Here is a 25,345-nt window from a genome sequence, read left to right as displayed (position 1 = left end):
GCGGTTACTGTTCGCAATTTTCGACCAAGTCCATTTTATCTTATCTCGCGCATTGCGTTTTATCTTATCTCGCTTATTCCGTGCAGTCGGATGGAGGTTTGGCGCGCCTTATGAACCAGTGACTTTAGCCACGCCGGCTCCGAGGCCTCACAAGCGACCGTCTTTCGCATCGGCCGATAGGTCGACTGGACTGACCCGTTCCCCGCAACAGGCACCCTAATCTCGCCGATGAAAAGAATCTCGTCTTGCATCTCCTTATATCGGTAGTTCAAGATTGTGTCTCTTCCCGAGATGTCAATCACACGACATTCAAAGAAATGCTCGTCTGCCAAGAGGAACTCAAACGGATCGGCATCGCCATGTTCAACGACATACTTCTCCCAATCCTTTGATGTCAGCAACCGAAGTCTATCAAAATCCCGGTTGTCCAGTGCAATATCGATCAGAATGTCTCTCAGCATCTCGGTCACGCTTTGTGACATTACAATCGCCTCAGCTTCCTGCGTAGAATTCAGAAAATTTTATCTTTATTGTATGATACAGCGCTTTCAAACGAGAACCGTTTGATGCATGCAGTGTCGTGTCTCCTTCCGCTATCCGTGGCAAGCCTGGCGGATAAATTTAACCGTATCTCGTCGCAGCCAAATCTGTTAACATCTCGGTTGTGCATGAGGTTAGCTGTACATGAGGTTACTGGAGGTTCTCGTTTATGAAGACAAATCAGCGCCAGACACCTTGGCAAATGGTTCTTATCTTGTTCTTTATCACGTCGGCCGTAGAATCCATCTCCATGAGCCACGTGTTCGCATTTATGCCTGTCTATTTACAGTCCATCCACGTTCCTCACGTGGAGACATGGGTCGGTATCCTCTCCGCCATTACGTTTGTCGTTGGCTTGCCGTTCGTTCCTCTGTGGGGTGTGTGGGCGCAGCGCTACGGCGGCAAACTCGTCGTCATGCGCAGCGCTTACGTCGAAATGGTGGTACTGGTTACGCTTGGACTCAGCCATTCGCTGCTTGGTATCTTTATTGCAATGGCGCTGGTCGGTTTTCAACTTGGCAATACCGGCATCATGCTGGCTGCGATTCGCCAAGCAGCTCCAGACGGCAAGGTTGGTTTTGCCGTGTCTGTGTTCAGCGTCTCGTCTTCGATTGGTATGGCAGGCGGTCCCCTCATCGGCGGCTTGGTCACAGGACTGCATCTCTTGAACCTGCACGGTCTGTATATTTTTGACGGCGTGCTCTCGTTTGTCACCGGCACCATGTTGCTCTTGTTCTATAAGCAACCCCAACTTGATTCCCCCGCAGCACCCTCAAAATCTGTGTCCGGGATGACCATCACAGAACCCGTTCGCCAGTCCGCATGGACGGTAGCGTGGCATTCCATCCGATTTACGTTTAGTCTCCGCGTCACATGGGCGTTATTCAGCATTTACTCAGTGTTGATGATGGCGAGACAAATGATCAATCCGTACCTCCCGATCGCGATTGAACACCTGCCTTTGCACTCAGTGTCTGCTACCGTCTCGATCGGTGGTTTAATGGGCTTTTCTGCGGTAATCGGTGCAGTCATCACGGTGTTCGCAGGACGGATCGGAGACAAAGTTGGTTTCAACCGCATCCTAATGGCGGCATTTGTCTGCTTGCTGCCCGCATCCTTGGTGCTTGGATGGTCACACAGCGTGCTGTGGTTCACCGTCGGGCTGACTGTGTTCAGTGCTGGACTCAGTATCGGCGGCGCTATGGTGTTTGCTCTCTTTTCAACAAGGATTCCCGAAACCCACCGCAGTACGGCTTTAAATCTTGTCTACCTCCCGCTTTATTTCGGAGGTATCATTGGACCGGCTATTGCCTCGCTACTCACGAGAATGGGGCTGTTTGGACCGTTCCTCGGGGCAGGCGTCCTGTTTGCGTTAGCCATTGTTGTTACGATCGTGACGCGCAGGCACACAGCCAACGTTCCCCATGGCGAAGCCGCAGCTCCAGTAACGGGGTGACGGCATCACTGAATTCAGTGCAATACAAACATAAAAAAGGCAGATCCGCGCATTGTCGAAGCGCTGGATCTGCCTTTTTTCCAGTATTAGCTACGTAACCCCTTCGTAAAGTACCTTTCTCATTCGCGATAACGCCCTGTGCGTATCGACCCGAACTTTCCCTTCGGAACACCCGAGTACGTTTGCGGTGTCGGCCACCGAGAGATCCTGCACAACGCGCAGATCAAGGACACGCTGTTGCTGGTCCGGTAACCGATGTATTGCATCCTCAAACTCAATCAAAGACACGAGGAGATTCGGGCGATAAGTGGAACCGACCTCAGCCATGAGCTCTTGCTGTCTCATTCGCCTCCTGGCTGAATCTATCAAGTAGTTTTTTGCAATCCGCCAAATCCACGTCTTCACGTGCGCATCGCCTCGAAAGTCATCCCACTTGCAGAGGACACGTAAGAACACTTCATGAACGATATCCTCGGCCTCGGCGTGGTCATGCGTCGACTGCATGGCCAGTCTGTAGACGTCTGCGGCGTATCGAAGATACAAGTCCTGTACAGCGCCCCCGCTTGATGATTCCACTGTCATCAATCTCCCCCCTTTTCGACTCCGGTGACTCAAAAGTGGCTAGCAACTTTTTCCCGAAACAAAATGACGATTCCCCACAGAACCAGTGTGATAACGGCTATCCACGCCGCTTGTTGCGTCCACATGACATGTCCTATCCGTGTGAACTTTACAATCAAAGCTGCCACAACACCTGAAGCCAACAGTGTAACCGGGTGTTGAAGCCACTTGAACGCAAGAAAATTCGACATCCGTTCATTGGCTGTGCGTTCGTATATCCGCTCGGAGACCCAACAAGAGAGGACGGTGAACAAGAGAAACCATATGAAATACGGCCATGGACTTGTCCACAACTTGGAGAAGTCGAGACTGAACCAGTTGAGTGGAGATAAATGGGTTACCATCCACATGACCCGCCAACTTACCGGAATGAAGTATTTCGACGGATCCGCATACACCACTCCATTCGCCCCGAGCATGTGCGTCAAAGGAATGCCGATGTACATCGGCACGTTAGAGACAGCAAACGCGAGGAGGGCCACAACAACACTGTTTCCTATCAACGTGCCGAAGAGGAGACTGAGTCCGTACATCGAGCACTGAATCGCCAATTCAGCAACCCACCAGCGAAAGATCCCATAGAGCGGATAGTGAATCCCTAGTATCCAGTCGATGACACCTAAACTGAGCGCCAAAAAGGTGAATGTGGCTGCAATCAGTGACAAATCGTAGACGTACTTGACTCTTATGATTTGCCTCTTCGACACCGGACCAGACAACGTAAACCAACCCGAGTCATGGTTTCGCTCTGTCCATAGTGAATAGACGGCCAGTCCAACGACAACGATAGACGCCCACCATCCTGCGCTGAAATGCCCCACGATCTCGTTGACATTCCATGTGAAATTGTTGACCACCACGTCCACGCGCTGCACAGAACCATTCGAACCCGTGATGGTGATAAATCGATGCTGCAGATCTGTAAGGGGCATCAAAGTCTCGATAAACACAGACCAACTGATGAAGATGAAGATCATTAGACTTAGCCAACGTTTTTGCATCCATTCCTTATACAACAGGGCTGTTGGGAAGAACGATCCGTCCATTTTGCACCCCTTCCTTTGTCAGCATGGATTCAAACCACTTCTCAAGCGTGGTAGGCTGAATGTCGATAAACCTTGCTCCGAGGCCGTGTAAGGTTGCCTGAATCTCTCTGGGCTCTCCTGCCCATATGAGTTGTACCTGATCACCGTGGAACACGGCATGCACGTCCTCAGGCAACTGTGCGGTAACCCCAATGCTGTTGGCAGGAAACGCAGTGTACACCTCGTACACGTGTTCTTTCAGCCTATCGACGCTTTCTGTCGTAATGATGCGTCCCCGAACCAGAACGCTGACTGTATCCGCAGCTCGCTCCACCTCCGCGAGTTGATGTGTAGCCATGAGAACCGTCACACCCCGATTGGCAGACTCTTGTAAAACGAGATCGAGAATCTGATCTTTTGCTCCGGGGTCTAATCCGTTGGTGGCCTCGTCCAACAGCAGGACATCCGCGCATGCAGACAACGCCAGGACGATGCGCAACCTCATCTTCATTCCAAGGGAGAGTTTACGAATCACCTTGTCGAGCGGGAGTGAAAAGGCATCCACCAATACACTGCAACGCTCTCTGTCCCACCGGTCGTACAACAAACTGCCGTATCTCAGAATATCTTTCACGCGGAATAACGGGTACAGATTTACCTCCGGGCTAATGTAGTGCACCCGCTGCCGCAGTGCAGCCCCATCCTGAACTTCATGGTCAAAGATTCGAATCCGTCCTTCGGTCGCTTGCGTTAATCCGGCGAGTATTTTCAAGAACGTACTCTTGCCGGCACCGTTCGGTCCCACGACTGCATGGATACTCCCCTCGTAAGCCCGAAAGTCTATCCCTTTGATGACGGCTTCATTCTCAAAAGATTTCGTTACATCTGTCGCTTCGATCACCGGATTCACAGCATATCCCCACCTTTGCCCTCACGTAATTCCACCACCACCGCGTGGAACATGGACATGATCTCTTCCTCCGACATTTGCAGGTGATGGGCATCCACAAGCCACTTTTTCATGGCATCTCGCAGCTCGCGTTTCCGATTCTCACTGTCAATTACTTCCGATTGGCTGGAAACAAAGGTGCCCCGCCCCCGAATCAGTTCGATGACCTGTTCGCGCTCCAACTCCTGATACGCCTTAGCTACGGTGTTGTGATTGAGAGACAGCGTCGTCGCCAATTCGCGAACCGGCATCATCCGATCACCCGGCTTCAAATTCCCACGCGCAATCTGTTCTTTCACACCATCGATGATCTGCTGGTACATCGGCGTATGAGAGCGGGTATCCACGCGAAGCCACATCCCATCTCCCCCAATCCGCATCTTGTGTCTGATTGTACTATACAATATAGTACAATCAGACACAAGAATCAGTACAAGAAACGGCGTAACCAAGCGGTACGCCGTTTTCGATGTACATCAAGTTCAGTGCGAATAGGGTTGCATGGATATAGCCATTGCAAGTCCAGTTTGAATCGGATTGTACGCATGGCTGTATGTGTCAACTTCATACACATGCGACCCTTCCTGCCACTTGACGGTCTCGTTCACACTGGCACCAGACACTTGCCCGTTCGCGTTCTCACCCGGAAACACGTTGACAAAGATGGAACCCTTCGACTGTGGCACCGGCATAAAATGGCTGTGCAAATACGCAGCAACCTGATTGGCTTCGGCAACCGGAACCTCGGTGGTCTGTGTTCGAGACACTTCAATTTGCCAACGGCCCTCCTGCCAGAAGAGAGACGCAGAGGAGACCTCCTTCGCACTGTCCTTTGGCGCAAGAAAGGTGACTTCCTTGGCAACAATCCCGTCCGAGAGCGCAACCGTAGAGTTTGTTGTCTGCCCATCTTGTGGCACCCCGTTTGGCAGCCAAACCGCGTTCCCCGCGGACATGCCGGAGTACGTCGAGCCCATGAATGCAGCGAGACGGTTACTTGCGGACGAGAACATGACACTGTAGTTGAGAATGGGACCGGTCATTGTCTGCCAGGTGCGATAGTACATTTGACTGCCACCAGAGTCTGCTTGCGGCAGTACCACCGGAGCTTTCGCACCGTTTAGCACCTTTGCCGGAAACTGATTCATGGCCATTGTAACGAGGGCCGGAAAACCGGACGAGGCCGCTTGTGCGCCAGTTCCTTGACTTGTTGCAGACGAATCGCCCGTGGCCTGACTCGTGGATGACGAATTGTTACTGGATTGTCCGGACAATCCAGCGGACCCACTGCTCCCAGTCGTGTTGCCGGTGGCGCTGTTATTCCCAGCTGACTGTCCATAGGATGCACCTGTACCGTTTGCAGTCTGTGTTGTAGCCTGGTTGCTTGGCTGTGTTGTCGCACCGTCAGAGTTTCCCCCGCCAGTCGCACAGCCTGTCAGCCCTAGTGTCGTTATGACAAGAATCGACACACCCGATGTAAACCGTTTATATGGAACCACAACATTTCACCCCGTCACAGTGATTTTCATCGTCAAAGCTTTGACGGAGCTCGGACAGATTCAGTGACAAATTGGAGACAAATCGTGATGACTTGCAAGGGCTGGCAGTGGCCGTCTCCTATGGTTTCGTCTGCCCGTAAACTGTTTCGATACACCAATTTTCTGACCTCAGGAGGAATGACACTTGAGTATGGCGATATATCGGGGTGCCATCCAAAATGATACATTTTACTTTGCACCGCTGATTAATGGAACGCGGGTTCATCGTATGATTCTTGACACCGGTGCTTTTGAACTGACGTTTACCCAGAAAGTTGCAAATCAGCTCGGGTTGCCAAACCTAGGCCCAATTCAGGTCGGAGGCGTCGGCGGTACAGCACAGGCGTATCGGTCGGAATGTGAGATTGAGATCAACGGCAATCGATTCCCCAAGACACCTTGCATCGTAGACCCGAGTTTCACAGAAGGTTCCGGTCTGTTTGGTCTGCGCTTCTTCCTGGAGAACAAAATTATGTTGCAGCTTGATCCTGTGAAGCAAACGTTGACCGTCTCGCGGGCGTAAGCTGTGCGATAAAAAACGACCTGATGATGCCGAGATCATCAGGTCGTTTTTAACCACTAGAAAAGTACTGAGTTCGATAGAGAAGTACTGAGTCCGAATGTGGCTCCGCCGACTCGCGGAGGATAGAACTCTAGCGACTAAGTTCGATAGACCCTCAACGTCTGCATTCTCGGGTTGAGCATGATGCCGAGTTGATTGTCGCGGAAAAATTTTAATCCAAGTAAACCCTGCTTGGAAAACCGCTTGATAACCACACAGGGTACGTCTCGAAACAGCCGATTCCCCAGTTTCAAATCACATTTCGAACGGAATGCAGACGCCGCCCCACCCACTCCGACCACTTGAATTGCACCAAGGTTCGGCAGATGAAGACGGCGAGCTATTTCTCCATTCAATATCAACGTCGCCGCACCCGTATCAAGTACAACAGGATGGACTGGCTTGCCATTGATGTGAAGTGTCATTTGAAATACGTCATCCACGACACGTCCTCGAACCAACGCGACAGCTTGAACCATGCGGATTCCCCCAAATATGTCTGACCGAGCGGACATATTAGCATACGTTAGCGAATCTGCACGTGCTTCCGCGGTTCAGCATCTTCCGCCCTCCAGCCTCTTCCGCGGCATCTTACAAGAGAGGTTTGAACGCAGCCATGAACAGACACACCAGCAGCAAAATGAAAACCGCACCCAGCCACCCACGATAACGTGCCAAGTCAGCCTGATTCTGCTCCTTAGCCTGATTCTCCTCAAAGGAAGCAGCATCGTGACGCACCAAGCGCTTCCCGATACGTGTAAGAACGATGACTGACAGGAAGAATGCAATCGCACCAAGCCCTTGCATTGAAACCAACCAAAACGCCCCCAACTCGGTCTTCGGTCGGATAACGAATGACAGGGCTACACCTCCGAGTGCCGCCAAGCCAGCCCCTGTATGACTCACGCGCGTAATCAGAGTGACGAGCGTTCGAGTGTCGACTTCTCGGCTGGAGGATTTCATCGACGAGTTTCGTGAAGGCCATACCAATAAGCTTCCTGCAGTGATACCGAACCAAAGACAAATGCCAATGATGTGGATAAACCACAAAAGCTGGTGCATGAGGTTGATTCAGACCTCCTGGTTACATAGTGATCGATTGTCCGGATGCTTAAGCCGCGTCTTAACCCAGCCAAGCTCGGAACAAGTTTGTCGTCGGTCCAGGGGGGAAGGCAATGTAAAGCAAAATGAAGACTGTAAGTCCGGTTGCCGCAGTAATGAACCAAATACTCACCGTCCATGGTCCTATGCGGCGATGCTTCTGAAAGCGGCCTCGAAACGCAAACACCAGTGTGATGATGCCTAGTATTGCAGCAAAAGTAGCCAAGATTGAGTGAGATTGTAAAAAGATGTAGTAAAACGAGGCTACACTTTTCGGCCCCCCGAAAGCTGTGTCACCAATCAGGAATGTCTTCAAGACATACGTAATGAAGAACAGCGCAGCGAGCACCGAGCCAGTCAACATCAGTCGGCGATGACGGTCCACTTTCTGTTTGCGGATACTCGCCCATCCAAAACCGAAAACAACTGCACTTGATATAATGCATAGTTCGTTAAAGTACGAAAGCACAATGTTTGCAACTGACATTATACACACTCCTTTACCTTCCTCCGAAAACGGAGAACTCCTAATCGTTTGATAGTATCCGAACTGGACAAAAGCTTCCCTGACTCCATCTCTGGTCATATCCGCTGACGCAACCAAGCGCCCCGACAACCGTTATTCAATCACGAGTTCATCGGCTGTCAGCCAAAGAAATAGGTTTTGCTAGACAGTAGTTCATTTTATCACACCAAGACTCAGTCCTGTCTTATTTGTCGCCATTCGACAAATTGTGCAGTTTCCACGGTCTATCATAAAAGTGATCATTGAATACTTTGGAGCAGATTGGAGGTGCTTATATGGGAAGGTTTGAAGGGGTTTCAGCACACCACAGCGACACCTGTTCTATGAGCATGACGTAAGGGACGAAGATCTCACATGACCCGGAGGACTTTGCACAGTTCCCTCACGACGGACAATGGGCTGACTAGTCATATCGCCATGCCGGGAATCGTATCCAGGCCGCAAAGTTCTGGCTCCCTCGAATATACATCCTTGAGGGAGGGAGATGATGGATCCGATGACGTCCTTGTACGGTTCCCGGTCCGACGAATACCGTCAGGAGCAAAACGACTTTGTTCCCCTCGATTTCAACCTTCAAATCCCCAGGGACCAGCTCCCCGAAGACCAGCATGATGCCGCTAAGGTCTACCGACTCGTGGCCGACGAACTCATGCTTGACGGACGGGCGCGTCAAAATCTGGCCACCTTTTGCACCACTTGGGAAGACACCGAGATTCGAAGCCTCATGGACCTCAGCATCAGTAAGAACATGATCGATAAAGACGAGTACCCGAAAACAACGGAAATTGAGATGCGCTGCGTGCGCGTGCTTGCAGCTCTCTGGCATGCTCCGGACTCAAAGCAGACGATTGGAACATCCACAACCGGATCGAGTGAGGCTGCCATGCTGGGTGGCCTTGCGCTGAAATGGAACTGGCGTAAGCGGCAGGAACAGCGTGATCGGCCGAAGGGACAACCGAACCTCGTTACCGGTCCCGTTCAGGTATGCTGGCACAAGTTTGCCCGCTATTTTGACGTGGAGTTGCGAGAACTCCCGATGGAGGATGGCTGTTACACGCTTTCTCCCGATCAACTCGCAGAGTCCTGTGATGAGAATACGATTGGCGTTGTGGCAACCTTAGGACTCACGTTTACTGGTCATTACGATCCGGTGCAGGCTGCATGCGAGGCCTTAGATGCTCTCGAGGCGGAAACTGGGTGGGACATTCCTGTCCATGTCGATGCGGCGAGCGGCGGATTTGTCGCACCGTTTCTGCAACCTCAGCTGCGCTGGGACTTTTGCCTTCCACGCGTGAAGTCCATCAATGCGTCCGGGCATAAATATGGGTTGGCACCGGTCGGGGTAGGCTGGGTCGTGTGGCGGGAACGAAGGGATTTACCGGAAGACCTCGTCTTTCACGTGAACTACCTTGGCGGAAGCATGCCTACGTTCGCGTTAAACTTTTCACGCCCGGGTGGTCAGGTGATTTCACAATACTACCAATTCCTGCGGTTTGGTCGACAAGGTTACCGAGCCATCATGGCAGAACTGCAGAGTATCGCAACACTCATCTCAAAAGAACTGGCACGTTTGGGGATATTCGAACTGATTCATACCGGCTTGGATGGCATTCCTGTCGTGACCTGGACACTCAGTCACAACGTCCGAGTCCCTTTCAATCTTTACGACCTCACGCATGAACTGCGCACGCGGGGATGGCAGGTGCCGGCATACACCTTGCCGAGGAATCTTGAGCACCTCGTGGCAGCACGAATTGTCGTCCGATACGGATTCACGCATGATTTGGCAACCGCTTTTATCAGCGATGTTCACAGAGCCCTCCACTACTTTCGAAAACATTCACCAAGCCACCCTCTCGAGGCAGAGGAGTGTCAAGGCTTTAACCACCTGTGAGGGCTAGGGCAACAATGCCCCTCCGACAGGGGAGGCATTGTTGCTGTTCACGGTGATTGGATGAAGATGCAGTCCTCATTGGCCACTATTCCATCTCAACATCTTTCAAGCCAGCAGCCCGCCTTTGTTCCGCTGTAAGAACAACCATCTTCGCTAGCGATTCCGCCTTCACGGCGCCTTCGTGATTCACGATTCGTGCCGCTACATCAATCAAACGTCTGGTTACGCGAATCGGCTCTGCCTGGATCTCGAGATGCTCGCCAACGTAGATCGGATCACGATACGAAATCTTCAACTCCGCAGTCATCGTCATTACGCCCATAAAGTTCGGAACGTAGCCGGAAACCTCATCGAGCAATGCACTTGTGACGCCGCCGTGTTGAATACCCGGCCAACCTGCGTGCTTTGGTTCGCAGACAAAGTGCGTCACGACTCTACCCTCATCTTGTTGCTCTACCTTTAGATGAAGTCCCATCGGATTGTCCGACCCACAGCCAAAACAGTTGTCGTTACGGTACATAGCACAAATCCTTTCTCTGAGTGTGAGCCTTAGACCAGATCTTAAGCTCTTTCAAACAGTCCATTTTTCTGATCTTCTGCTGCCATTAATCGCACGACGAAGTGTTTCTTTTTCCCAGTGGCCGTATAGGGTAGCTCATCAATAAAGCGGTAATACCGCGGTCTCTTGTAAGCAGCAAGCGACGGATGGGCAGCACAAAACTTGTGCAGTTCCTCCGCGGTCAGCGAATCATCAGCCTTGACCACATAGGCGACGACCACCTGTCCCCGCAGCTCATCGGGAGCCCCAACCACGACGCATTCCTTCACTTCCGGGTGTTCGCTGAGCACTTCTTCCACTTCTACGGGATAGATGTTCTCGGCTGAGGAAACAATCATGTCATTTTTTCGACTGACGATGGTCACATACTCGTTTTCATCCCAAGTAGCCATGTCACCGATGTAAATCCAGCCTTTGTAAAAGACCTTTTTGCTCTCAGCTTCATTGTTAAAGTAAGCATAGGTGGTCTTGCCTGGGGCCCTGACAATCACTTCACCGACTTCCACGTTATCCCGAGCCGCCAATTCGTCGGGTTCAGCTTTTCGCTCTGGAAAAATCTTCACGACACGCACATCATCGTCCGTGCATGCACGTCCTGCGGAGCCAGACATTTCAGGTAAATCATAGGGGCGAAGGAACGTGTTCCAAAAGGCCTCAGAGGTACCGTAACCATTGAAAATGTTTGGTGTTAACGTCTCCTGGAATTTGATACAGTCCTCTCGGCTGAGCGGTGCACCCATGGTGACAATCCCTTTTAATCCGGATAAATCAGCCGGGGACTTCTTCTGCGCATCGTACAGCATTTTCAGCATCGGTGGAGCGCCAATCAAGAACGTCAGGCCGTACTTCGAAACGTAGTCCAGAGAGGTCTTCGGATGAAAGTATCGAAGAATGACAACTTCTCCACCCATATACAAGGTCGGATTCGGTCCACCCGAATGAATCCCGCCACGGTGAAACCACGGGCTCATGTTCATCGTTTTGTCGATTGGGCTCAAAGGAAAATGCATCGCCACATCATGGGCGGAGAGAACATCATTGATATTGTTGATGGGGACGCCCTTTGGTCGGCCGGTTGTTCCCGAAGTGTATAGTCTGGTGTTTTCATCGTAGATGTGGGAAGGTTTGTCGATCTCTGGATCCGCTGTACTCTGGTCCTGAACATAGTCTGCGTACAGAGTGTATCCTTCAGGTGCCTCCGCCTCACCTCTCATATCTACCATGACGACGCGACGCGGTTTGTACGTGGCCATTTGCAAAGCCTGTTCCGCTGTTTCCCGAACCTCAACGTCGTAGACAAACACAGCCGGTCTGCTGTCGTCAATGATATATGCGGTCTCGCCGGGTGAAAGTCGAAAGTTAATGGGACAATTGATGGCACCGATTTTCTGAGGAGCAAGGTAGCAGTGAACAAACTCGACAGAGTTTAGCAATTGGTACATCACGACATCGTTTTTACCCACGCCATCCTGTAACAGCGCGTGAACCAACTGATTCACATCCCGATTCAGTTCGGCATACGTCCATGACTGGTTCCGTAAAGGACAGGTTAGCGCCGGACGGTTTGCAAACCGGTGAACGTTTCGCATAAAGCCTTTGATGTATGTAAACTCATACTCAAACGTCTCTCTGAACATCTCAATGTTGTAGGTATAGGATTCCATCCTATTGCTCATCCCCTCTCACCTCATCAACCACTCATCAATTTTCTATCTTCTAATTACTTGCAATTACTTGCATACGTGACTGCTACAAATCTCGCTGTGCCACCTCTCAGATTGGAATTTTTTATCTATTCAACATTTTAACGCAATCGTAAACAGATGAACAAGTTACCCCAAAACTCACAACAAATAGGAGTGCGAATTCGTCCGAATTCGCACTCCTTATACGGATGAATACAGCTCAATACACTGATGAAGGCCTTAGAACAGTGGGGGCAAAGATGGAATCTCTTCTTGCTGTTGATGGATGGCCTCAACACCCACCTGAACCGCCCGGGGCATTTTGGCAATCAACACCGGCACCTTTGACCGATGTGCCACAGCGTTGCTGACGCTGCCACGAAATAGGCGCTCCGGAAGGTCAAAGCCATGACTCCCGATGACAACGAGATCAAACTCCTCATCGCTTGCAATTTTACAGATGATCTGAGCCGCGCCGCCCTCCGCCGTACGAAACATCCACCGGCGCGACCACGGTGCAAGAAGCCCGGAATTCAGGTTGTCTCGAATCTCTCGGGCACGAAGTTCTTCTTTCTGAATGACATCCTCGGAAATATAGTCCCTGTAGTAACTGTCAATCGACTGCTTTGCATAGAGTACGGTCAGTTCTGCATCCGGGAACGCTTCGAGAAGCGAGGTGACGAGTTCGCCGGCGTACTCTGTAGACGGTGTTCCGTCCGTGGCAAAGAGAATTTTTCGGATTCGGGCGTCATTTTGAACAGGTGCATCGGTGTTCGGCACAATCAGAACGGGTACATCTGAGCGATGAAAGACTTCCTCACTGACGCTGCCCAGAAAGATTCTATCGAACAGGTTATAACCGTGGCTTCCTATCACAATCAGTTCTGCCTCTTGCTCTCGTGCGACCTCGATAATCTTTTGCGGCGGCCGCCCTGTATGATGAGCAAACGCGACTTTCGCTACTACATCCGGGAAGATTTCCTCCACGAGCTGCCGATTCAATTCCAGGATGAAAGCCTCTTCCCGCCGCTGGTCATCGTCCGAAGTCACGTCATATCCCAGTACAATATCCTGTGTGACGTACAATGCGGTCGCCTTCGCTTCCGTCCACCCGCGCAGCAACTTGGCTGTCCATCGCCCTGCGTTTTCTGCGATTTCCGATCCATCTGTCGCGTACAGCAGTTTTTTCATCGTCATCTCTCCCCGGGAGAAAATCTTATTACACCGAATTATAGGAATTCTCCACGGTGATAGAGAAGATATAAAGATACTGTTGTTATAGTGAAGAAATAACTGGTTTTTTTAGTTCGGACGAGCTATGCCTGAAGTAACGCATCTGCCTCCGTGCGTGCACCTTGGCTTGCGGTCCGCTGGCTCTCGTTCATGCTTCAGATGACCCAAACACCGCATCGACCTCTGTGCGAAGTTCCTCCAGAAGTTCAAAGGTTCCTTGCGTGCCAAGGCTGTCGATGACACTTCGGTAATACCATTCCTGATGAGGTTTTCCACGCTTGAAGCGATCCCAAAGACTGTCTCCCATCGTCTCCATATCACGCCTGATGGACCGGATGTTGTGCAGTTTGTCCGCGCACGTCAGGAGACGGACGTCTTCGGGAGCCGCCTTTAGGTAATCGATAGTGTGATCCTTGCGTTCCTTCCACGACAAACTTTTGTCCGGCTCTGACGCGCCTGCTACGAGTCTCGCCACATTCGAACCGAACTGTCGCTCAATATCCTCCTCAGTCAGTGTGGTGTCTTCTACCGTGTCATGCAGGATACCCGCAGCAATAATCTCATCGCTTGCTCCGGCCCTCGCGAGAATAAACCCGACAGCAATCGGGTGCGTGATGTAGGGAATCTCTGAGCCCTTTCGTGTTTGCCCTCGGTGTGCATCGATTGCCACTTGAATGGCACGTTCAATGATATCTGGTTGGATGTCCATTCGAGACATCGCCCCCTATCTCGAAAACATTGGATAAGCATGGATACGCGTAGAACACTGGATAAGCGTGGATATGATAGTATTCTCCATTCTTGTCCATATCTATCAGGATACATGGCGGCCATCTACGCCTGCACTGCTGCATCCGCTGCCGGAACAGTCAATTTCTCCTTAAACCAGCGGTTCAGGCGCTCATTGGTATCAACCCGAAACGCCGGTTTTCCGGTCGATCCGTACGAGTGACTTCCCCTAGAGTATCGAACAAACACGGCTTCTTTCCCCAAGTCCCGCAGAGCGGTGTAGAATTCTTCAGACTGTCCAATCGGACACCGATTGTCACCCTCTGCGTGATACAAAAGGGTTGGCGTGGTGACGTTTTTCACATAGGAAATCGGTGAACGCGCCCACAGTGCTTCAAATCCATCAGCTACAGTTGCGAGGTGCTCTTTTGGGCCCCAGTTCTTGCCGATGTCACTTGTACCGTGGAAGCTGATTAGATTAGACACACATCCTCCCGGTGCTGCTGCTTGGAAGCGATCCGTATGCCCGATGATCCACGTGGTCATGAATCCCCCATAGCTGTAGCCCGTTACGCCTAGGCGCATCGGATCGGCTAAACCTCGTGCCACGACCGTGTCCACTGCGTTCATCAGGTCGATGTAGTCCTTGCCACCCCAATCTCCAATCACAGCCGTAGCAAAGTCCGTGCCATAGGCCTGGCTGCCGCGGGGATTCACGTACAGAACCGCGAATCCCGACCCGCAGAACGTCTGGTGTTTGAGTGAAAAGGCCACACCCGAAGGCGCCGTGCGGTCCACCGTGCACGACCAAAATGAGCGGGTACCCGTCTTTTGCATCTGCTGCTCTCGATGCGTCATTGGCGGGAAGCATCAGCCATCCCTCGATAGGCCAGTTGTCTGCACCATCAAACACCATCCGCTGAGCTTCTGCGAGATAAACTTGTTTGCAAAAAACATCGTTGAGACCAGTCAGTCGTTCCTCGACGCCATCTCGCAGCAGATTACCGAGCCTCTCTTTGGCAAACAGGTCCTTTCCGCTCACTTCGGACAAACTTTCTGGGCTCAAAGTCCACTCGGACTTGGCACCTAGACGAGCTGTCTCAACGACGATACCCGTCTTGCTCTCTGTCGACTGATATCACAACCCATGTCGCGAGTTGACTACCTGGTGCAAGCTGCGGCTCGGCAAGTGCTGTTAACTCGTACAAGTCCTCTGGTCCAACTGCCCGTTTTCCTGCCATCCTCGTCTCTCCCATCTCGCAAACACACATAGTGCACAAACTAATCTGAATTGTATCACATACGGCTCTTGCAAGATTAAACCACATCGTCGCGTTTCCATCGTCATCGTCGTGAACCGCCAGGCAGGAATGCGTGAAATCCCTTAATCGATGCGCTTAACCATGCGCCTGCTGCCGCATATCCAGACAAAACGTCGCTCGGATAGTGAACGCCGAGATAAATTCGACTCGTGCCAGTGATGATGACCATGACTGCGCTGACGAGGAACGCAATGATTCTCCAAAGAACGCTCGAAACCTGTCTGCAAAAGAAATAACAGATGGTTCCGTAAAACATCACGGAACCCATGGAATGCCCGCTCGGAAAGCTGTATCCGTGTGCTGGAACCAAGCGATGAATGTCAGGGCGCTTGCGCCGGAACATATATTTCAAGCCTTCATTAAATCCTGCTCCCATCGCATTCGCAGCAATCATGGCCGCTGCGTCCCGTTTCCTTCCCATGCGATACAACACTGAGGCGGTCAGTGCTACGAATGCGGAAACGACTGCCGGAGAACCCAGAAAAGTAAAGAACTTCATAAATCGTGTTATCGGATGATCAATTTTTCTTCGAACAACGTGTGTAATTCTCGCATCAAAGCCGATGAGTCGGTGAAGTTCCAGCCTTTCAATGAAGATGGCGAACGTAATCAGGAACGAAACAATGAAAAATCCTGACGTAAGCAAGTGTTTCCTCTGATGAGCATGCACGCCGTCATCCCTCCCCATGTCTTAGTTTGCGACATCGAGCGGATGGTATTACATCATCATCACAGCAATCGGCAAACCTCGTACAACCGTTGATCCATAAATCCGCCAGCTAACTTATCCCAGCTAACTCATGAAACTAAAAACCCTAGGACATTTGTCCTAGGGTCGCTGGTGAAGGCAACGCACAGCCACTCATCGTTTCTATCTGCCTCTACCCATATGCCACCCGGCCACCGCCATCTTTCGTCGGACGTAAGCTAGCTGGGACCGAAGCGGGACTCCAACTGGGCAGTTGTCATCACAGGCCATCAAACCCACGCAGCCAAACACGCCGTCTTCACTTGCCACGACCTCGAAGTACTCTTGCTCAGTTCGCTTATCCCGCGGGTCCATCATGAACCGGGCCACCCGATTGATGCCTGCCGCACCGATGAAACTGGGCTTAATGTTGGCCGTCGCACACCCGCCGATGCAACAACCGCATTCGATACAGCGTTCTGCCTCGTAGATTTCTTTCGCCAATTCGTTGTCCATTTTCTCCTCTGCTGCATCGGGATCAAACACTTCGTCCGTGTGAACCCAGGATTCCGTCCGCAAAGATACGTCCCTAAACCAGACGCCCGTATCCACAGAGAGATCTCCAAGCAGCTTAAACACAGGTAAAGGCATCAAGGTTGTGACATCGGGCAAGGCTTTTGTAAGAGTTTTGCAGGCCAGATTTGGTTTTCCATTGATGAGCATGCCGCATGACCCGCAAATGGAAGCGCGGCACACAAAGTCAAAGCGCAGACTCGGATCTTGCTCCTCACGCAAGCGATTCAAAACGATGAAGAGCGTCATCCCCGGCTCCTCATTGAGATGGAAGTCCTGCAAGTGCGGTTTCACATCCGGTGTTTCCGGATTATATCGTAAAATACGGAAAGTCAGTTCCCGAGACGCCATCAGCTCCCTCTCCCATCAGTAATCTATTTTTTCTGAACCGGGCCACTGGTTGCCTCTCCATATCCTCGGTCACCTGGTGGCAACTCCGTGATGACGACCGGCTCGTAGTCGAGCACAGGCTCGTTTTTCTCGTAGGACCAATAAGCCAGTGTACGTTTCAACCAGTTCTCATCATCCCGCTTGGGATAATCCTCCCGAAAGTGGCTGCCGCGGCTCTCTGTCCGTGCGAGGGCACCTTTGGCAATGCAGTAGGCCAGCTTCACCATACCTGGCAATCGAAGTGCCGCACTAAGCTCTGGGTCCGCACCAAGCCCGCTTCCCCGAAGCCGCAGGTCTCCCGCGCGGACGTGCAGGGCATGCAACTGCTCAACTGCTTCGGCCAGCGCTGCTTCAGTTCGGAACACGAAGACGTGCTCCCGTAAAATCTCTTCCATCTCGTGCCGCAGCCGAAAGACGTCGGCTGTTCCACTCTTTTTTGCCCGCAGCTTCTCAATGCGCTCCGCCTGATCGTGCACATGTTGGTCAATCAGGGAGGAGCGGACATCGAGCAACGCGTCCTTCGTGAACTCGGCAATTTTCTCGCCAATAATTTTGCCAGATACAATGGTCTCCGCCAGCGAGTTCCCGCCGAGGCGATTGAATCCATGGAGGTCCCAGCATGCGGCTTCTCCCAAGGCAAACAGATTCTTCATCCCGTACACGTAACCGTGCTTATTCACGCGCACGCCGCCCATGGAGTAATGCTGTGTTGGACGCACGGGGATGAGTTCATGGACCGGATCGATCCCGTTAAACTTCCGGCAGATACTCGTAATTTCGCGAAGGTTGGTTTCGATATGCTTCGCCCCAAGATGGCGAATGTCGAGCCAGAGGTGCGGGCCGTACGGGCTATCGACCCCATATCCAGCACGCATGTGCTGGATCATGCGACGAGAGACCACATCACGGGAGGCCAGTTCCTTTTTCTTCGGTTCATAATCCGGCATAAAGCGATATCCATTTTTGTCGAGCAGATACCCGCCGTCCCCGCGCGCCCCTTCCGTAATCAGGATGCCGGACGGGACCAAGCCGGTTGGATGGAATTGCACGGCCTCCATATTGCCGAGCGGGACCTTGCCTGTTTCAAGTGCAATCGCCATCCCAGTGCCCTCGTTGATGACCGCGTTTGTCGAGACACCGTACAGTCTCCCGTAGCCGCCTGTGGCAATCACCGTCGTCCGTGCAGAATAAGCCCTCAGGTTTCCGGTGCGAAGGCAGCGGGCGACGGCGCCATAACAACGGTCGCCGTCGTGGATGAGGCTTAGGGCTTCCACACGGTCGTGGACGGTAACACCGAGCTTCAACACCATGCTGTCCGTCGTGTATAACAGCGCATGGCCTGTACCGTCCGCCGTATAACACGTTCGCCATTTCGCGGTTCCACCGAAATTGCGTGCAGTAATGAGTCCAACCTTTTTCGGGTCTTCGTGGATTTCCTGGCCGTCGTAAATGCGTTTATCCATCGTCACTCGTGTCCACGGCACACCCCAAAACGCCGCCTCTCTCACAGCCACCGGAGCCATGTCCACAAACATGCGTGCAACCTCTTGATCGCACCCCCAATCCGATCCTTTTACCGTATCGGCAAAATGGACATCCGGAGAGTCTCCTTGGCCCATTGCGGCATTCCCCAAAGCAGCCTGCATGCCCCCTTGGGCAGCCGCACTATGCGACCGACGCGGAGGGACCAGACTCAGTATCGTGACATTCAATCCTTGCGATGCTGCCTCAATGGCCGCTCGTTCCCCAGCCAGTCCAGCACCAATAATCAAGACATCGGTGACAAACAGATCGTAGTCATTCATGCAAAATGCGCCCCCAATGTATACAGGACGTACAGTGAGACGGCGCCAATGCCCACTGTTAGAACGGTGATGACCCCAAGCACGCGGTGTAAGCGGTGTTGACTGACCCATCCCCACTTCACGAAAATTCGGTACAAACCGACGCTGGCATGGTATTCTGCCAAGAGCAGCAAGACGATGTAGAAGATAAGGAAATGGTTGAACACCCGTGTCGAACTGATTTTTGCACTGATGCCCCCGTACGTGACCACAACGACATGAATAATAGCAAGAGCCAGAAGTGCTGCGCCCGTGATAGATTGAAATATCCAAGACCAGGTGTCCATGTGACGAATCAGCTTAGCGTGCCGCCAGACAATTCTCTGCTCGCGGAACTGCTTCGGAATTCGACGAACAACCGCGCCCACGTGCGATCCGATGACAACCACCAGAAACGCCACTGTAATCCAGACCAGGCCATACCTGCTCATGAAGTTCGCCAATGCGTTGAAGGAAGTCGCCCCCAACCAAACCGATGCGATGAACAGCATATGTACCCAGAGGAATAAGACGAGCAGAAGCCCGCTTATCATCTGGATGCCTTCGACAATGAGATCACTCCGTGGACTCGGTGTAATGACCTTCTGAAGTTCCACTGGCGGGATCTCCACTTTGGGTTGTGTCATGCACGCGTCCCCTTTCCCTTTTCGTTTCCATCACGGCCCCGCACTTTGAACAAAACCAGACGTTTATAACCAACTCGTAGTCGTCATCTGAAAAGTTCGTAGGATCGGATTGAGTTCGAGGCATAAGAGGAGCTCCACAACAACTTGATACCTCCATGTACATTCCCTTCTTTCCTAAGATGGGACATGCAGAAGTGTCAATTTGCGGATGTTGGTGGAGTTGATGGCGGGTAGGTGGGTCGGTCGTTTGTATGACCATAAGCGAGTCTACCTCATGAATACGTCAGATAATTCCGATATATTCCGCAGGTGACAAACCACATTGTGGAAATGAAAACCCAGCGCTTGTGCGCTGGGCTAGGATTGATTCAACCGTCCAGCGAATTCTGGACGTCTTTCTGACGCTCCATGAACATGTTGTCGAGATACCCAAAACCAATTTGGCTTCCTTCACTAAACCGCTCGAGTTCGTTGTACGCCGGGATCCCGTGTGCAATGATATCCATCCCCTCGTCCTCACTATCCTCAGAAACACGGATGCCAATCGTTCGTTTGAGGAGCGTCCCGATCCCGATTGCGGATACAAACCCCCACAGCGCCACAATGAACGTACCCAGGAGTTGAACGAGCAACAAATGCACATGACCTGTTGTGAGCAACCCTTGCTTCTCATCAAACAAGCCGACCGCCAGTGTCCCAAACACGCCATTCACGCCGTGGACCGCGACCGCACCGACCGGATCGTCAACACGTAACTTATCTACCCAACCGGTCGCCCAGATGACGAGGGCTCCTGCCGTCAATCCAATCAGAATTGCTGACCACGAGGCGACATACGCACAACCGGCGGTGATAGCGACAAGCCCAGCCAGCGATCCGTTAATCGTCATACTAGGGTCAGCGGTGCGGAACTTCATGACGCTGACGACGATAGCGCTTGCACCGCCTGCAGCGGCTGCAAGAAATGTATTGAGAGCAATGGTGCCAAGGACTGCACTGTGGGCGTCCAGCGTGCTCCCTGCGTTAAAGCCGAACCATCCGAACCAAAGGATGAAGGCACCCGCCGAAGCGAGCGGAATATTACTGGGTGCAAACACATTGACAGATCCATCTGCATTAAAACGGTTTTTACGCGGCCCAATTACGAAGGCCAGTGCCAAGGCCATAAACCCGCCAAGTGTGTGAATGGCCGTAGATCCCGCAAAATCCTCCATACCAAGACGACCTAACCAACCGCCTGAGCCCCAGATCCAGTGGCTTGAGATGGGGTAAATAAAACTGCAGGTCAGTATGACAATCACGATGTATGCGGAAAATTTCATACGCTCTGCCACTGCACCGGAGATGATAGATGTAGCAGCGATAGCAAAACCGATTTGGAATAGAGTAAAAGCGGCAAGGGACAGGTTGCTCGGCCCAATGACCCTGCCAAATCCAAGGATATGCAGGGCATCATGTCCGAAGAGCAGATGAACCCCCACTAGGTAAAACGCTAGTGCACCAAACGTAAGATCGGCAAAAATCTTCATCGTCACATTGACCGCATTTTTCGTTCGAACAAGGCCTGCCTCGAGGAGGCTGAACCCGCCTTCCATGAAAAGCACCAGAGCGGCAGTCAGAACAACCCAAATGGTGTTCAGCGCAACTGAGGTTGTCAACTGTCACTCCTCCTTGTCTCCACCTGCAGGCACCGAGAGACGACTATCGATTCAGTTCGTCAATCGTCTCATCAACGAGCCCAGTACGAATGTTGTAGGCTTCCTCTACGTCATAGACAAATATCTTCCCGTCCCCCATGCGCCCCGTCTGTGCAGCGCCGATGATTGCTTGGATGGTGGGCTGAAGAAAGTCGTTTGAAACGACAATCTCTAACTTAATCTTAGAGTGCAAATTGATATCGTACGTATGCCCGCGATATACGCCGTGCAAGTCCTTTTGCTGCCCCCGCCCCTGAGCAGGAATCACCGTGAAGCCAGAAACGTTGATCTGGCGCAGCTCTTTAATGACCGCTTGGAGCTTTTCGGGACGAATAATGGCATCAATGCGTTTCATGAGCAGCCTCCCTATAGGTTTTAGATTATATACAGTGAAATTCATGGATGTCGAGGTGCTTTGTAAGGAATCCTGACATCGCCTCAGTTAGGTTATCCGAGAAAATCGAGCCAACGTGTTCAGCCGTAGGTCGACCTCCCTCCCCATGGGTGCACGAATCGCGTAGGCGACGAATATACCTGTAGCATTCGTCCCTAGGTGTTTGGTCCATGGTCAACAGACAAGCCGAGGGCGCGGTAGTTGTGTGAATGCCTGAGGTAACGGGGTGAGTACCAGTGAGATTACTTGTAACGGGCGGCGCTGGCTTCATCGGGAGCAACTTCATTCGCTATATGCTGAACAAGTATGCAACGTACCAAATTGTCAATGTGGATGCGTTAACGTATGCAGGCAACCTTGAGAACCTAAGGGACATCGAAATGAACCCGAACTACTCCTTTGTACACGCGGATATCACGGATGCTGTGAAGATGAACCGGATTCTGCAGAGCGGCGTCGATGTGATTGTTCACTTTGCAGCAGAATCTCACGTCGACAGAAGCATTCTGAACCCGAGTACCTTCCTGCAGACAAATGTCATGGGTACTCAGGTCTTGCTGGATGCCGCAATCAAGCATAAGGTACGTAAATTTATGCATGTCTCTACAGATGAAGTGTATGGCAGCCTAGGTCCTACAGGTTTTTTTCAAGAGACAACGCCACTTTCTCCAAACAGTCCTTACTCGGCAAGCAAAGCAAGTTCAGATTTGCTTGTCAGGGCATATCACGAAACGTTTGGTCTCCCCATTCACATCACGCGCTGCTCGAACAACTACGGACCATACCAGTTCCCGGAGAAATTAATCCCGCTCATGATTATCAACGCGATTGAAGATAAGCCCTTACCTGTTTATGGCGACGGCCAAAACGTTCGTGACTGGCTCCATGTGGAGGACCACTGTGCTGCGCTCGATCTGGTTCTTCACAACGGGCGTGACGGAGAGGTTTACAACGTTGGCGGAAATAATGAACGGACGAATATCGACATTGTAAAATCCATTCTCAGTGCCTTAAACAAGCCAGACGACCTGATTCAGTTTGTGACAGACAGACCTGGCCACGACAGACGCTACGCGATTGATGCAACGAAGATTCGCACAGAGTTGGGTTGGTCGCCAAAGTACTCCCTCGATGTAGGACTTCAGCAGACAATCCAGTGGTATCTCCATCACAAGGACTGGTGGGAGCGCATCCGCAGCGGAGCCTACCGTGACTACGTAAAAATAAAGTCCCCGTTCCAAACACGTGACACTGTGAGTGATGAACCATGAAGGTGCTCGTAACAGGGGCCAACGGGCAACTCGGACGAGACGTCTTATCGCTGTTTTCAGCTTCACACGACGTGTACGGTTTTTCCCACAGTGAGTTAGACATCACGAACGCCAAACAAACGGCTTCAATTATTGACGCGGTTACTCCTGATGTCATCATTCATACTGCGGCTTATACGGCAGTAGACAAGGCCGAGGAAAGCCCTGAACAGGCTTACTTGGTCAACGCAGAGGGTACCAGGAATGTAGCCCTCGCAGCGGACAAAGTCAGGGCGAAGTTGTGTGCCATCAGCACCGACTATGTATTTGATGGTGACACAGAACACCCGTACTGCGAATCTGACACGCCGAATCCTAGGAACGTGTACGGTGCGACGAAGTTAGCTGGTGAACACTTCATCCAAGAGTGCACAAACAGTTACTTTATCGTCCGCACGTCTTGGGTCTTTGGTATCCACGGCAATAATTTCGTGAAGACCATGCTGCGCCTAGGTCAAGGGGGTAAGTCCATCCGAGTCGTGAACGACCAGTTCGGTTGTCCGACATACACAAAGGACCTGGCTCAGTTTTTGCTGGAGCTTATCGGATCGAACAAATTCGGTATTTATCACGCAACAAATACAGGCCAGTGCTCGTGGTACGAGTTTGCAAAGGAGATTTTTACACAAGCTTCATTAACCGTGGACTTAAGTCCATGCAGCACCGAAGAGTTTCCACGGCCTGCGAGGAGACCGAAATACTCGGTACTTGCCCATTCAGAAATTGAACGTAATGGTTTCAACGACTTGCCGACGTGGCAAGATGCGCTCGAACGTTTTTTGCGGGAGTGCCAGCCAAATTCAATGAGCGAGGTACGCGGACAATGAAGATAGTGGAGACACAGTTGCACGAAGTCGTCATCCTTGAGCCGACTGTACACGGTGATGAGCGAGGTTTCTTCGTTGAGAGCTACAATCGCAAAACGATGCAGCAATCTGGCATAAACTATGACTTTGTCCAAGATAATCACTCGTTATCCGTTACAGCAGGAACGGTACGGGGACTTCATTATCAGGAAGAGCCGATGGCACAAACCAAGCTCGTGCGGGTTATCGCAGGTGCCATTTACGACGTGGCCGTGGATATTCGGAAGGATTCTCCGACGTTCGGGCAATGGGTTGGGGTTATTTTGACGGCAGAAAACCACCGGCAACTCCTGATTCCGCGCGGGTTTGCCCATGGTTTCTGTACATTGGTTCCAAATACGCAGGTCATGTACAAGGTCGACCAGTATTACTCAAAAGAACATGACAAAGGAATTGCCTGGGACGATCCCGATTTACACATCGACTGGCCTTTTCGCGAGGTAGTTCTTTCAGAGAAGGATAAGACGCATCCGATACTAAAAGACTCATAGTCATATTCCATAAAACAACAGTCGACAAAGGGCAGGTATCAAGTGCCTGCCCTTTGTCATTTTCATGTTCTTGAGGATATTACGCAGTCGTAGGTGGGCCTAGTATAAAGGTTTCTGCTGAACCACAACCTTTATGGACCTAATAAAATGGTTGCTGCTGCGCCCCTCTGCAATGCATTAGGAGCCGTAATTTGTACCGAGACAAGGTTGCATCGAGCTACGGGAATAGACAAGTTGGTTATGAACGCGCAACAAGCTGTTGTTCCAGTCGTTGGTCCGGTAATCGTTACGGTCGCAGGTGTGGTTGTCGCTGTGTTTCCACAATCCGTGCTGATAACTACCGTAGCCGTTACCGAGTCTCCCGAGGCTAGTTTTTCATTGCGGATGCTAAACACTAACCCCGTAATGTGCATACTGCTTGGAATAACCACATTGTTGCTCGGGAGATCCCCGGCTGAACCTTCACTAAGATAATTGGTTCCAGCTGGGACCTGTGGCGAAGCCAAGTAGATGCTGTTACCTCCCGCAGCTCCTTGTGCTCCTTGTGCTCCTTGGGCTCCTTGGGCTCCTTGTGCTCCTTGTGCTCCTTGTGCTCCTTGTGCTCCTTGTGCTCCTTGTGCTCCTTGTGCTCCTTGTGCTCCTTGGGCTCCTTGGGCTCCTTGTGCTCCTTGTGCTCCTTGTGCTCCTTGTGCTCCTTGTGCTCCTTGTGCTCCTTGTGCTCCTTGTGCT

Annotated in this window: 29 protein-coding genes; 7 read left to right on the top strand and 22 right to left on the bottom strand. The window is 51.7% G+C overall.

Annotated elements, in window-relative coordinates:
- Nucleotides 1–59 precede the first annotated feature (59 nt).
- Nucleotides 60–482 (bottom strand): hypothetical protein, encoded by a 423-nt coding sequence (locus tag AN477_RS02255; RefSeq protein WP_054967572.1) that lies wholly within the window; start codon nt 480–482, stop codon nt 60–62.
- 227 nt (nt 483–709) lie between these two features.
- Between AN477_RS02255 and AN477_RS02250 the strand changes: the two genes are divergently transcribed.
- Nucleotides 710–1,996 carry an MFS transporter gene (locus AN477_RS02250; RefSeq protein ID WP_054967571.1) on the top strand — a complete coding sequence of 429 codons (1,287 nt, stop codon included), beginning with the start codon at nt 710–712 and terminating at the stop codon, nt 1,994–1,996.
- 90 nt (nt 1,997–2,086) lie between these two features.
- On the opposite strand, the gene AN477_RS02245 is transcribed toward AN477_RS02250, so the two are convergent.
- From AN477_RS02245 to AN477_RS02225, 5 genes are all read right to left on the bottom strand, one after another.
- Nucleotides 2,087–2,578, bottom strand: coding sequence for an RNA polymerase sigma factor (locus AN477_RS02245; RefSeq protein WP_054967570.1), 492 nt, complete (start codon nt 2,576–2,578; stop codon nt 2,087–2,089).
- Nucleotides 2,579–2,607: 29 nt separating this feature from the next.
- The gene (locus AN477_RS02240) at nt 2,608–3,663 is read right to left on the bottom strand and encodes an ABC-2 transporter permease (RefSeq protein ID WP_054967569.1); all 1,056 of its coding nucleotides are present in this window, start codon (nt 3,661–3,663) and stop codon (nt 2,608–2,610) included.
- Entirely contained in the window at nt 3,626–4,552 is a 927-nt protein-coding gene (locus tag AN477_RS02235; protein ID WP_054967568.1) for an ABC transporter ATP-binding protein, read from the bottom strand. Before AN477_RS02235 ends, AN477_RS02240 begins: the two co-directional genes overlap by 38 nt.
- Nucleotides 4,549–4,950, bottom strand: a complete 402-nt coding sequence (locus tag AN477_RS02230) for a GntR family transcriptional regulator (protein WP_054967567.1) — start codon at nt 4,948–4,950, stop codon at nt 4,549–4,551. The genes AN477_RS02235 and AN477_RS02230 overlap by 4 nt, the downstream gene beginning before the upstream one ends.
- Nucleotides 4,951–5,073: 123 nt before the next feature.
- On the bottom strand, nt 5,074–6,087 hold the full coding sequence (locus AN477_RS02225) for a hypothetical protein (RefSeq protein ID WP_054967566.1): 1,014 nt from the start codon (nt 6,085–6,087) through the stop codon (nt 5,074–5,076).
- Between the two features lie 190 nt (nt 6,088–6,277).
- On the opposite strand from AN477_RS02225, the gene AN477_RS02220 reads away from it, so the two are divergent.
- Nucleotides 6,278–6,649, top strand: a complete 372-nt coding sequence (locus AN477_RS02220; protein WP_245631698.1) for a retropepsin-like aspartic protease — start codon at nt 6,278–6,280, stop codon at nt 6,647–6,649.
- Between the two features lie 137 nt (nt 6,650–6,786).
- Here the strand turns inward: AN477_RS02220 and AN477_RS02215 are convergent, their stop codons facing one another.
- The 3 genes from AN477_RS02215 to AN477_RS02205 all read right to left on the bottom strand — a co-directional run bounded on the left by AN477_RS02215 (nt 6,787) and on the right by AN477_RS02205 (nt 8,276).
- Entirely contained in the window at nt 6,787–7,167 is a 381-nt protein-coding gene (locus AN477_RS02215; protein WP_054967564.1) for a retropepsin-like aspartic protease, read from the bottom strand.
- A 112-nt stretch (nt 7,168–7,279) separates the two neighbouring features.
- The gene (locus tag AN477_RS02210) at nt 7,280–7,750 is read right to left on the bottom strand and encodes a DUF2269 family protein (RefSeq protein ID WP_054967563.1); all 471 of its coding nucleotides are present in this window, start codon (nt 7,748–7,750) and stop codon (nt 7,280–7,282) included.
- Nucleotides 7,751–7,811: 61 nt separating this feature from the next.
- Nucleotides 7,812–8,276, bottom strand: coding sequence for a DUF420 domain-containing protein (locus tag AN477_RS02205; RefSeq protein ID WP_054967562.1), 465 nt, complete (start codon nt 8,274–8,276; stop codon nt 7,812–7,814).
- 526 nt (nt 8,277–8,802) lie between these two features.
- Here AN477_RS02205 and gad point away from each other — a divergent pair.
- Nucleotides 8,803–10,209, top strand: coding sequence for a glutamate decarboxylase (gene gad, locus AN477_RS02200; RefSeq protein WP_211265937.1), 1,407 nt, complete (start codon nt 8,803–8,805; stop codon nt 10,207–10,209).
- Nucleotides 10,210–10,294: 85 nt separating this feature from the next.
- Here the strand turns inward: gad and AN477_RS02195 are convergent, their stop codons facing one another.
- From AN477_RS02195 to AN477_RS02175, 5 genes are all read right to left on the bottom strand, one after another.
- The gene (locus AN477_RS02195) at nt 10,295–10,729 is read right to left on the bottom strand and encodes a PaaI family thioesterase (RefSeq protein ID WP_083485877.1); all 435 of its coding nucleotides are present in this window, start codon (nt 10,727–10,729) and stop codon (nt 10,295–10,297) included.
- 41 nt (nt 10,730–10,770) lie between these two features.
- A complete protein-coding gene (locus tag AN477_RS02190) occupies nt 10,771–12,444 on the bottom strand; it encodes a class I adenylate-forming enzyme family protein (protein ID WP_245631681.1) in 1,674 nt (557 codons plus the stop codon).
- 249 nt (nt 12,445–12,693) lie between these two features.
- Nucleotides 12,694–13,644 carry a universal stress protein gene (locus AN477_RS02185; protein ID WP_054967559.1) on the bottom strand — a complete coding sequence of 317 codons (951 nt, stop codon included), beginning with the start codon at nt 13,642–13,644 and terminating at the stop codon, nt 12,694–12,696.
- Nucleotides 13,645–13,834: 190 nt separating this feature from the next.
- On the bottom strand, nt 13,835–14,395 hold the full coding sequence (locus AN477_RS02180; protein WP_054967558.1) for an HD domain-containing protein: 561 nt from the start codon (nt 14,393–14,395) through the stop codon (nt 13,835–13,837).
- 125 nt (nt 14,396–14,520) lie between these two features.
- Nucleotides 14,521–15,252 carry an alpha/beta hydrolase family protein gene (locus AN477_RS02175; RefSeq protein WP_054967557.1) on the bottom strand — a complete coding sequence of 244 codons (732 nt, stop codon included), beginning with the start codon at nt 15,250–15,252 and terminating at the stop codon, nt 14,521–14,523.
- Between the two features lie 103 nt (nt 15,253–15,355).
- On the opposite strand from AN477_RS02175, the gene AN477_RS24185 reads away from it, so the two are divergent.
- Entirely contained in the window at nt 15,356–15,505 is a 150-nt protein-coding gene (locus AN477_RS24185; RefSeq protein WP_157061773.1) for a hypothetical protein, read from the top strand.
- Nucleotides 15,506–15,515: 10 nt separating this feature from the next.
- Here the strand turns inward: AN477_RS24185 and AN477_RS24180 are convergent, their stop codons facing one another.
- The 7 genes from AN477_RS24180 to AN477_RS02145 form a co-directional block, all read right to left on the bottom strand.
- Nucleotides 15,516–15,656 (bottom strand): hypothetical protein, encoded by a 141-nt coding sequence (locus AN477_RS24180; RefSeq protein ID WP_157061772.1) that lies wholly within the window; start codon nt 15,654–15,656, stop codon nt 15,516–15,518.
- Nucleotides 15,657–15,759: 103 nt separating this feature from the next.
- On the bottom strand, nt 15,760–16,407 hold the full coding sequence (locus AN477_RS02170) for a phosphatase PAP2 family protein (protein WP_054967556.1): 648 nt from the start codon (nt 16,405–16,407) through the stop codon (nt 15,760–15,762).
- 201 nt (nt 16,408–16,608) lie between these two features.
- A complete protein-coding gene (locus AN477_RS02165; RefSeq protein ID WP_054967555.1) occupies nt 16,609–17,349 on the bottom strand; it encodes a fumarate reductase iron-sulfur subunit in 741 nt (246 codons plus the stop codon).
- A gap of 23 nt (nt 17,350–17,372) precedes the next feature.
- Nucleotides 17,373–19,193: a fumarate reductase flavoprotein subunit gene (locus AN477_RS02160; protein ID WP_054967554.1), complete on the bottom strand. Its 1,821-nt coding sequence runs from the start codon at nt 19,191–19,193 to the stop codon at nt 17,373–17,375.
- Nucleotides 19,190–19,858: a succinate dehydrogenase/fumarate reductase transmembrane subunit gene (locus AN477_RS02155; protein ID WP_054967553.1), complete on the bottom strand. Its 669-nt coding sequence runs from the start codon at nt 19,856–19,858 to the stop codon at nt 19,190–19,192. Before AN477_RS02155 ends, AN477_RS02160 begins: the two co-directional genes overlap by 4 nt.
- Before the next feature lie 368 nt (nt 19,859–20,226).
- On the bottom strand, nt 20,227–21,516 hold the full coding sequence (locus tag AN477_RS02150; protein WP_083485873.1) for an ammonium transporter: 1,290 nt from the start codon (nt 21,514–21,516) through the stop codon (nt 20,227–20,229).
- Nucleotides 21,517–21,559: 43 nt separating this feature from the next.
- Complete coding sequence (locus tag AN477_RS02145) at nt 21,560–21,910, bottom strand: P-II family nitrogen regulator (protein WP_054967552.1); 351 nt, start codon at nt 21,908–21,910, stop codon at nt 21,560–21,562.
- A gap of 275 nt (nt 21,911–22,185) precedes the next feature.
- On the opposite strand from AN477_RS02145, the gene rfbB reads away from it, so the two are divergent.
- The 3 genes from rfbB to rfbC are packed head-to-tail and all read left to right on the top strand — an operon-like array spanning nt 22,186 to nt 24,616.
- On the top strand, nt 22,186–23,220 hold the full coding sequence (gene rfbB / locus AN477_RS02140; RefSeq protein WP_054967551.1) for a dTDP-glucose 4,6-dehydratase: 1,035 nt from the start codon (nt 22,186–22,188) through the stop codon (nt 23,218–23,220).
- Nucleotides 23,217–24,086, top strand: coding sequence for a dTDP-4-dehydrorhamnose reductase (gene rfbD, locus AN477_RS02135; RefSeq protein WP_054967550.1), 870 nt, complete (start codon nt 23,217–23,219; stop codon nt 24,084–24,086). Before rfbB ends, rfbD begins: the two co-directional genes overlap by 4 nt.
- Entirely contained in the window at nt 24,083–24,616 is a 534-nt protein-coding gene (gene rfbC / locus AN477_RS02130; protein ID WP_054967549.1) for a dTDP-4-dehydrorhamnose 3,5-epimerase, read from the top strand. Before rfbD ends, rfbC begins: the two co-directional genes overlap by 4 nt.
- Nucleotides 24,617–25,010: 394 nt before the next feature.
- Here rfbC and AN477_RS25365 read toward each other — a convergent pair.
- Nucleotides 25,011–25,345: hypothetical protein (locus AN477_RS25365; protein ID WP_245631680.1), on the bottom strand; the 335-nt coding region annotated here is incomplete at its 5' end.

This window comes from Paenalicyclobacillus ferrooxydans (assembly GCF_001399675.1).
GTDB lineage: Bacteria > Bacillota > Bacilli > Alicyclobacillales > Alicyclobacillaceae > Alicyclobacillus_B > Alicyclobacillus_B ferrooxydans.
The sequence above is the reverse complement of the archived record's forward strand: the minus strand, read 5'-3'. Positions and strand labels throughout refer to the sequence as shown.

What these genes read in the sequence shown, in the direction of transcription:
- AN477_RS02185 (WP_054967559.1), bottom strand. Translation starts at nt 13,644, where the DNA reads ATGAAAAAACTGCTGTACGCGACAGATGGATCGGAAATCGCAGAAAAC.
- AN477_RS02245 (WP_054967570.1), bottom strand. Translation starts at nt 2,578, where the DNA reads ATGACAGTGGAATCATCAAGCGGGGGCGCTGTACAGGACTTGTATCTT.
- AN477_RS02145 (WP_054967552.1), bottom strand. Translation starts at nt 21,910, where the DNA reads ATGAAACGCATTGATGCCATTATTCGTCCCGAAAAGCTCCAAGCGGTC.
- AN477_RS24180 (WP_157061772.1), bottom strand. Translation starts at nt 15,656, where the DNA reads ATGGCAGGAAAACGGGCAGTTGGACCAGAGGACTTGTACGAGTTAACA.
- AN477_RS02160 (WP_054967554.1), bottom strand. Translation starts at nt 19,193, where the DNA reads ATGAATGACTACGATCTGTTTGTCACCGATGTCTTGATTATTGGTGCT.
- AN477_RS02205 (WP_054967562.1), bottom strand. Translation starts at nt 8,276, where the DNA reads ATGTCAGTTGCAAACATTGTGCTTTCGTACTTTAACGAACTATGCATT.
- AN477_RS02255 (WP_054967572.1), bottom strand. Translation starts at nt 482, where the DNA reads ATGTCACAAAGCGTGACCGAGATGCTGAGAGACATTCTGATCGATATT.
- AN477_RS02240 (WP_054967569.1), bottom strand. Translation starts at nt 3,663, where the DNA reads ATGGACGGATCGTTCTTCCCAACAGCCCTGTTGTATAAGGAATGGATG.
- AN477_RS02165 (WP_054967555.1), bottom strand. Translation starts at nt 17,349, where the DNA reads ATGGCGTCTCGGGAACTGACTTTCCGTATTTTACGATATAATCCGGAA.
- AN477_RS02210 (WP_054967563.1), bottom strand. Translation starts at nt 7,750, where the DNA reads ATGCACCAGCTTTTGTGGTTTATCCACATCATTGGCATTTGTCTTTGG.
- AN477_RS02220 (WP_245631698.1), top strand. Translation starts at nt 6,278, where the DNA reads ATGGCGATATATCGGGGTGCCATCCAAAATGATACATTTTACTTTGCA.
- AN477_RS02190 (WP_245631681.1), bottom strand. Translation starts at nt 12,444, where the DNA reads ATGAGCAATAGGATGGAATCCTATACCTACAACATTGAGATGTTCAGA.
- rfbD (WP_054967550.1), top strand. Translation starts at nt 23,217, where the DNA reads ATGAAGGTGCTCGTAACAGGGGCCAACGGGCAACTCGGACGAGACGTC.
- AN477_RS02175 (WP_054967557.1), bottom strand. Translation starts at nt 15,252, where the DNA reads ATGCAAAAGACGGGTACCCGCTCATTTTGGTCGTGCACGGTGGACCGC.
- AN477_RS02155 (WP_054967553.1), bottom strand. Translation starts at nt 19,858, where the DNA reads ATGACACAACCCAAAGTGGAGATCCCGCCAGTGGAACTTCAGAAGGTC.
- rfbC (WP_054967549.1), top strand. Translation starts at nt 24,083, where the DNA reads ATGAAGATAGTGGAGACACAGTTGCACGAAGTCGTCATCCTTGAGCCG.
- AN477_RS02195 (WP_083485877.1), bottom strand. Translation starts at nt 10,729, where the DNA reads ATGTACCGTAACGACAACTGTTTTGGCTGTGGGTCGGACAATCCGATG.
- AN477_RS02250 (WP_054967571.1), top strand. Translation starts at nt 710, where the DNA reads ATGAAGACAAATCAGCGCCAGACACCTTGGCAAATGGTTCTTATCTTG.
- gad (WP_211265937.1), top strand. Translation starts at nt 8,803, where the DNA reads ATGGATCCGATGACGTCCTTGTACGGTTCCCGGTCCGACGAATACCGT.
- AN477_RS02180 (WP_054967558.1), bottom strand. Translation starts at nt 14,395, where the DNA reads ATGGACATCCAACCAGATATCATTGAACGTGCCATTCAAGTGGCAATC.
- AN477_RS02230 (WP_054967567.1), bottom strand. Translation starts at nt 4,950, where the DNA reads ATGTGGCTTCGCGTGGATACCCGCTCTCATACGCCGATGTACCAGCAG.
- AN477_RS02215 (WP_054967564.1), bottom strand. Translation starts at nt 7,167, where the DNA reads ATGGTTCAAGCTGTCGCGTTGGTTCGAGGACGTGTCGTGGATGACGTA.